This is a genomic window from Phenylobacterium sp., from assembly GCF_020402505.1.
In the GTDB taxonomy this organism is placed as follows: domain Bacteria; phylum Pseudomonadota; class Alphaproteobacteria; order Caulobacterales; family Caulobacteraceae; genus Phenylobacterium.
Window position 1 is genome coordinate 1 of record NZ_JADBZL010000170.1, and the last position, 3966, is coordinate 3966.

Annotated in this window: 4 protein-coding genes; all 4 read left to right on the plus strand. The window is 67.4% G+C overall.

The window, feature by feature from the left end:
- On the plus strand, positions 1-1060 hold a 1060-nt coding region (locus IM632_RS11780; RefSeq protein WP_296552372.1), incomplete at its 5' end, for a sulfatase-like hydrolase/transferase.
- 13 nt (positions 1061-1073) lie between these two features.
- A complete protein-coding gene (locus tag IM632_RS11785; RefSeq protein ID WP_296480549.1) occupies positions 1074-2048 on the plus strand; it encodes an alpha/beta hydrolase in 975 nt (324 codons plus the stop codon).
- Between the two features lie 69 nt (positions 2049-2117).
- Positions 2118-3617 (plus strand): RNA polymerase factor sigma-54, encoded by a 1500-nt coding sequence (rpoN, locus tag IM632_RS11790; protein ID WP_296480552.1) that lies wholly within the window; start codon positions 2118-2120, stop codon positions 3615-3617.
- Between the two features lie 42 nt (positions 3618-3659).
- On the plus strand, positions 3660-3966 hold a 307-nt coding region (gene raiA, locus IM632_RS11795), incomplete at its 3' end, for a ribosome-associated translation inhibitor RaiA (RefSeq protein WP_296552374.1).

The following is a 3966-nucleotide window of genomic DNA, read 5'->3' on the forward strand; positions in this document are numbered from 1 at the left end:
CCATGATAGCCGCGGCTGGTTCCGGGACGAGTCGGACTTCCCCGGCCCCCGCACCATGACGGCTGCGGCCCGATGGATCGAGGAGAACGCCGGCTGGCACGACCGGTTCTTCCTCTTCATCGACGAGTTCGATCCCCACGAACCCTTCGATACGCCGGAGCCCTGGGCCTCGATGTATGACCCGGACTACGAGGGACCGCCGATGATCTGGCCGCCCTACATGCAGGGCGCGGTAGAGAAGGGAGTTCTGAGTCCGGCGGCGGCGCGCCGGTTGCGGGCCAGCTACGGCGCCAAGCTCTCCATGATCGACCATTGGCTGGGCCGCGTCCTCGGCGCCATCGAGGAGAAGGGCCTGGCCGACGACACCCTCGTCATGGTCTGCACCGACCACGGGCACTACCTCGGCGAGAAGGACATCTGGGGAAAGCCCGGCGTGCCCATCTACAACACCCTCGGCCACATCCCCCTGATGATCCGGCATCCGGGGATCGCGCCTGGCGCCTGCGACGCCCTCACCACAAGCGTCGATCTGTTCGCCACCCTGGCCGACCTGTTCGGCGTGGAGGTCCGCCAGCGCACCCATGGCCGTTCCCTCCTTCCTCTGATGCGCGGTGAGGTCGGATCGGTCCGCGAGCACCTCTTGACCGGCGTCTGGGGGCGTGAGGTCCACCTCCTCACCCGGGAATGGAAGTACGCCCGGGCGGCCGCCGGGGCCAATGCGCCCCTGTCCATGATGTCCAACCGCTGGTCGACCATGCCGACCCACCTGATCGACCGCCACGTCGCCCTGCCGCCTCCGGATCACCGCGCCTTCCTGGATCGCATGCCCGGGTCGGACATCCCGGTCATCCACCAGACCTACGCTGCGGGAGATCCACTGCCATTCTGGGCCCGCACCCGGTCGTCGGGACATTATCTGTTCGACAGGGCCGCCGATCCGGATGAGGTCCGCAACCTCGCCGGGGGCGCGCAGGAAGCCGGGGCGGCGCGCCGCCTGGCCCAGGCTCTCAAGGAGATTGACGCCCCGGAGTCGCAGTTCGTGCGCCTGGGTTTGGACTGATTAGGAGATGCCAATGGCCCTTAAACCCCTCGCCCTCCTGGCGGTCGCCCTTTTGGCGGCGGCCCTCGCCGGATGCGCCCGTGACATCCCCTATGAAACCTTGAAGGCCAAGTACGCTAACCCGACCTCGAAGTTCGTCACCCTTCCGGACGGGGTCACCGTCCACTACCGGGACCAGGGGCGCGCCGATGGCCCGCCCCTGGTCCTGGTTCACGGCTTCGCCGCCAACCTCGACACCTGGGAGCCCTGGGTCGCGCGCCTGGGAGACACCTACCGGGTGGTGACCCTGGATCTTCCCGCGCACGGTCTGACCGTCACGCCTCCCGGCTACCAGATGTCCACGGCCGGCCAGGTGGAGGTCATCGACCAGCTCACCCGCCAACTGGGGCTCGGGCCCTTCGTCCTTGCGGGCAACTCCATGGGCGGAGGCGCCTCCTGGAACTTCGCCCTGAGCCATCCCGACCGGCTTCGGGGGCTCATCCTGGTGGCTTCTGTCGGACCCCGCCCTCCGGAGCCAGAAGGCTCACCGCCCCGCGAGGGACCGCCCGCCGTCTTCCGGATCATGGCCAATCCCGTGGGCCGGGCCGCCCTGCGTTCACTCAACCCCCGTCCCCTTGCCGAGCCCGGGCTGAAGAAGGCCTACGTCGATGAGGGGCTTGTCACACCGGCCCTCGTGGACCGCTATGTCGATCTGGCCCTTGCGCCGGGACGCCGCGAGATGATCCTGGCTGGCCGTCGGGGACCTCCCAACGCCTCCCCAGACGCGGTGAAGGGCGTAACCACCCCGACCCTGGTCATGCATGGAGAGAAGGACGTGGTTGTGCCTCCGGGTGTGGGGCGGCGGCTTGCCGAGCTGATCCCTGGCGCCCGCCTGGTCATCTATCCCGAGGCCGGACACGTGCCGATGGAACAGATCCCGGATCGCTCCGCCGCCGACGTCCGGTCCTTCATCGAGTCCCTTCCGGCAACGCGAACCTCGGAAAAGTGATCAGCTGTTAACCAAACAGTTGCGATCCTGCCCCAATCTGCAAGCAAGAAGCAGGCCAAGGAGGCGGGAGTGGCGCTCGGCGCGCGTCTTGAGGTTCGTCAGGGACAGGGGCTGGTCATCACGCCTCAGCTGCAGCAGGCGATCAAGCTTCTGCAGCTGACCCATGTCGAGCTCGAGGCCTATGTCGAGACGGAGCTCGAACGCAATCCCCTCCTCGTTCGTGAGGACGTGGACCCCGACGCCGAAGCCGCGGACCTCGATCCCCGCAGGGACGAGATCTTCGCCGCGGACCGTATCCCGGAATCCGGCGCCGGTCCCGACCTCGACATCAGCCATGAGGCGGAGGCCTCTCCCGGAGAGCGGGCCACTGGCGACCTTTCGCCAGGTGAGGAGGCGGGGGGCGCCATCGACTGGAGCCGGGCCGGCTCGGGTGGGTCTGGCTTCGAGGGCGAAGAGGACCTCTCCCAGCGCCTTCCTGAGGCCAGGACCCTTCGGGAGCACCTGGCGGAGCAGCTCGCGATGGCGGGTCTTGAGGGCGCCCGCCAGGCTGCGGCCCTCGTCCTGATCGATTCGGTGGATGAGTCCGGCTACCTGCGCTGCGACCTTGAGGAGACCGCCGAGCGCCTGGCCTGCGATCCGCCCTTCCTGGACTCTGTCCTTGGCGTCCTGCAGGGGTTCGAGCCCACCGGCGTGTTCGCCCGGGACCTCAGAGAGTGCCTCTATCTCCAGCTTAAGGAGCGCGACCGCTGCGACCCGGCGATGATGGCCCTGCTCGACCACCTGGATCTCCTTGCCCGCCGGGATCTGGCCGCCCTCCGGCGTGTCTGCGGCGTCGATGACGAGGACCTGAGGGATATGATCGCCGAGATCCGGGCCTTGACGCCCAGGCCAGGGATCGCCTTCGGCGGAGAGCCGTTATCACCTGTGACCCCGGATGTTATCGTCCGGGAAGGCTCCGGAGGACTCTGGAGCATAGAGCTGAACAGCGACACCCTGCCCCGGCTGCTTGTCGATCGTCGCTACTTCGCCCGTGTCTCCGCCGGCGCACGCACCGAAGCCGAGAAGATCTTTGTCGCCGACTGCTACTCGCAGGCCAACTGGCTCGTGCGGTGCCTGGACCAGAGGGCCCGGACCATACTGAAGGTCGCTTCGGAGGTCGTCCGCCAGCAGGACGGATTCCTCACCTTCGGAGTCAGCCACCTGCGGCCGCTTAACCTTCGCACCGTCGCCGACGCCATCGGCATGCATGAGTCCACGGTCAGCCGGGTGACGTCCAACAAGTACATCTCGACGCCCCGGGGAGTCTTCGAGCTGAAGTTCTTCTTCACCGCAGCCATCGCCGCGACGCACGGCGGGGAAGCGCACTCTGCGGAAAGCGTCCGGCACAGAATTCGTCAGCTGATCGAGGCCGAACGCCCGGGGCACGACGTCCACTCAGACGACCGGATTGTCGAAATCCTCAAGGACTCCGGCGTGGACATCGCCCGCCGCACTGTCGCCAAGTACCGCGAGGCCATGCGCATTCCCTCCTCCACCGAGCGTCGGCGGCTGATGGCGATAGCGGGTTGACCCGGAGTTGACTTCCCAGGTCTGCGCGCGTGTTCTGAGAGCATGAAAGTCCAGGTCACCGGCAAGCATGTCGACGTCGGATCGGCCCTGCGGGAGCGGGTTGTCGACGAAATCAATCAGTCCATCGGCAGAGTCTTCGACCGTGGGGGTTCCGCCGATGTCGTCGTCAGTCGGGAGGGCCACGCCTTCCGAGTGGATTGTTCCGTTCTGCTGGCGTCCGGCCAGCCTCTGGAGAGCCACGCTCTGGCGCCGGACGCCCACGCCGCCTTCAGCGCCGCCCTCCAGAAGATCGAGAGCCGGGTCCGCCGCTACAAGCAGAGGCTCAAGAGCCACGCGCAGGCGTCAGCGG

Excerpts from the sequence above, each read along its gene's own strand:
- IM632_RS11785 (WP_296480549.1), top strand. The coding sequence starts at position 1,074 with ATGGCCCTTAAACCCCTCGCCCTCCTGGCGGTCGCCCTTTTGGCGGCG.